Annotated in this window: 3 protein-coding genes; 2 read left to right on the top strand and 1 reads right to left on the bottom strand. The window is 41.7% G+C overall.

Annotated features, from left to right (window positions below):
* The first annotated feature begins 187 nt into the window (after positions 1-187).
* Positions 188-1,069, top strand: coding sequence for a carbohydrate ABC transporter permease (locus tag ABF638_RS37630; RefSeq protein ID WP_435027829.1), 882 nt, complete (start codon positions 188-190; stop codon positions 1,067-1,069).
* Between the two features lie 80 nt (positions 1,070-1,149).
* Here the strand turns inward: ABF638_RS37630 and ABF638_RS37635 are convergent, their stop codons facing one another.
* Positions 1,150-1,716 carry a thermonuclease family protein gene (locus ABF638_RS37635; protein ID WP_435027830.1) on the bottom strand — a complete coding sequence of 189 codons (567 nt, stop codon included), beginning with the start codon at positions 1,714-1,716 and terminating at the stop codon, positions 1,150-1,152.
* 195 nt (positions 1,717-1,911) lie between these two features.
* Between ABF638_RS37635 and ABF638_RS37640 the strand changes: the two genes are divergently transcribed.
* The gene (locus ABF638_RS37640; protein WP_435027831.1) at positions 1,912-2,634 is read left to right on the top strand and encodes a DUF1345 domain-containing protein; all 723 of its coding nucleotides are present in this window, start codon (positions 1,912-1,914) and stop codon (positions 2,632-2,634) included.
* Positions 2,635-2,720: the final 86 nt, after the last annotated feature.

Here is a 2,720-nt window from a genome sequence, read left to right on the forward strand (position 1 = left end):
CTACGAGATCCCCGACTTCTTGAAGAAGTCGGGGATCTGACCACCGCTAACCACTGAGATAATTTTGAACTAAGAACTTACCCAAGCGTAGGCGTAGCCCGTCGTAGACATCGCTAATCCTGAGAGAAATCAAGCTCAGGGTAAAATCAGGGCGGAGGGTCATAACAGCTAAGAGGGAAAATTATAGATGCCAAAAAAATATACTAAATCGTGGTTGGATAATGATACAGCTGCCGCCTGGATTTTTCTTACACCAGCACTAATTTTACTGGGTGTTTTTATCATTTGGCCGATCGCCTATTTGTTTTACCTCAGTTTTACCGCTGGTAGTTTCACCTTAAAAGGTACTTATTGGATAGGCTTAAAAAACTATTGGCGCTTGCTACTCAACCCTGACTTCTGGCAAGTTCTGGGTAACACCTTTTATTTTACTGTTGCCACCATCATTCCCAGTTTAGTTATCTCCTTGGGATTGGCAGTGTTATTAAACCGCTCTATTCCCTTGCGGGGCATTTTGCGGAGTGCCTATTTTCTGCCTTCAATTATTTCACTTGTGGCAGCTGGTTTGGGATTTCGCTGGCTGTTTCAAACATCAGGGCCAGTTAACGGACTTTTAGATTTTTTTGGCATTCCAGCCATACCCTGGCTAGGAGACACATTTTGGGCAATGCCAGTACTTATTTTAATGAGTATTTGGAAACAACTCGGTTTCAATATGGTGGTTTTTTTAGCAGGGTTGCAAGCAATTCCTCCCAGTCGTTATGAAGCAGCAGATTTGGATGGAGCAAATGCTTGGCAACAATTTTGGTATATTACTCTGCCTGGATTGCGCCCTACTTTGATATTTGCAATCATTACTACCGCGATTTTTACATTGCGGAGTTTTGAGCAAGTTTATGTAATGACTGGCGGTGGCCCACTGAATTCAACTAATTTGCTGGTTTACTACATTTACCAAGAGGCTTTTGGTCAATTTGATTTTGGTTATGCCGCCGCCGCTGCGACGGTGTTACTAGCAGGGACGCTGGTACTAGTTTATTTGCAACTGCAAACTTGGGGAGAGGAGTAGGGGGCAGGGGGCAGGGGAGGCAGGGGAGGCAAGAGGGAATTTTGGAATGTTGCTAAATCATCGTGCAAATATGCAACGCCCTACTTTTTATATAGGCTGCGATATTCCCAAGGATTCACAAATTTAGCATCACTCCAAACGCCAAGCCGTTGTTCCTTTGCTTTAGCTTCGGCTTGTTGAACTAAGTCTTTGCTAGGACACTTGTTTAAATAGGGACGATATACTTTTGCCAATCCTTCTTGCAACAATACCTGTTGCACAAAAGTGCCATTTTGTAAACGAACTTCGGCAACTTTGCGTCCATAGCGATCGCTATCGGTGATATTCAAAGTCACGCGATCGCCTCCTTGTTGCACTAGTTGTTGCACCCGTTCTTGGGCTTTCACACCCCAAGTAAATTGATTGCGATCGCTAATGCGTTTACTCTGCTTTTCTTTGTTGGTATGAGCTATCTCTGGCGCATCTACACAAGCAAAGCGCACGGTAAGATTTTTACCATTAGTATCTTTCACCACTAAAGTATCACCATCACTGACTCGCTCAACTGGTTCTCCAGAAGTACCGATAAAGCGATTGCAGCCTATCAAACCCAAAATTATGATAGTTGCACAAAGCCAAAATCGCACTGATTTAGTTAATTTCTCCATCCAAATTTACCAAATTATCTCTGTGGAATCGGACACTATACACTAACTTAATTACTCGAAATTACTATGGTGATAAATAGTACCGCCGGGTAATGTTGCCTTTAATTGTATTGCGTCGTTTAAAATGCAGCTATAAATATAAAAAACAGAGCCTACGCACAGCAGTAGCCTGATTGTCTTGGAAACCTACACTGTATGCTTTGCATCAGTGTAGGTGTATGTCACTTAAACTCTGCGATCGCAATATTTGTGAAACTGAATTTATTCAAAAACTTTGACTCTCGACCCCGGCTGATAATTGCTGTTGGACTCGCTGTATTAGTTTCAGTAATCCTTCCGGCTTGGCTGCACTTACCCATTCGCATTCTCTGTGCTTGGAACTCCGGCATTGACTTTTTCTTAGCCGTGACTTGGTGGAAAATGATCAAAGCTAACCCAGAAAAAATTCGCCGTTATGCTGAGAGTGAATATGAGGGACATTTGGCTATATTCATGCTGGTGATTGCTGCGGCTTGTGCTAGTGTTTTAGCCATTGGGTTTTTACTAACTGATAAAAAAGAGTTATCAACTATTCTACTTACCCTACATGTCATACTTTCAATTATGACCATTGTCGGTTCTTGGCTATTAGTGCATACGATGTTTGCAGTGCAATATGCACATAGCTATTACAAATATATTAATCGTAATAATAGTAAAGAAATCACCGGAGGTTTAGATTTTCCTCATAACGACTATCCAGACTATTGGGAATTTTTATATTATTCTTTTGTAATTGGCATGACAAGCCAAGTTTCCGATGTGCAGACGACATCACGTGATATGAGGCGCTTGACTCTATTACATGGCGTATTATCCTTCTTTTTCAATACCACTATTTTAGCTATGAGTATTAATATCATTGCATCGCTGATTTAAATAATAGACAAGAGACGCGATGAATCGCAGACAAGAGACGCGATGAATCGCCGTCTCTACAATAATCAGTCTTTTGTAGAGACGGC

Origin of the sequence: Nostoc sp. CALU 1950 (assembly GCF_051172895.1) — a bacterium.
GTDB classification, from domain to species: Bacteria; Cyanobacteriota; Cyanobacteriia; order Cyanobacteriales; family Nostocaceae; genus Nostoc; species Nostoc edaphicum_A.

What these genes read in the sequence shown, in the direction of transcription:
- ABF638_RS37640 (WP_435027831.1), top strand. Translation starts at nt 1,912, where the DNA reads ATGCTTTGCATCAGTGTAGGTGTATGTCACTTAAACTCTGCGATCGCA.
- ABF638_RS37635 (WP_435027830.1), bottom strand. Translation starts at nt 1,716, where the DNA reads ATGGAGAAATTAACTAAATCAGTGCGATTTTGGCTTTGTGCAACTATC.
- ABF638_RS37630 (WP_435027829.1), top strand. Translation starts at nt 188, where the DNA reads ATGCCAAAAAAATATACTAAATCGTGGTTGGATAATGATACAGCTGCC.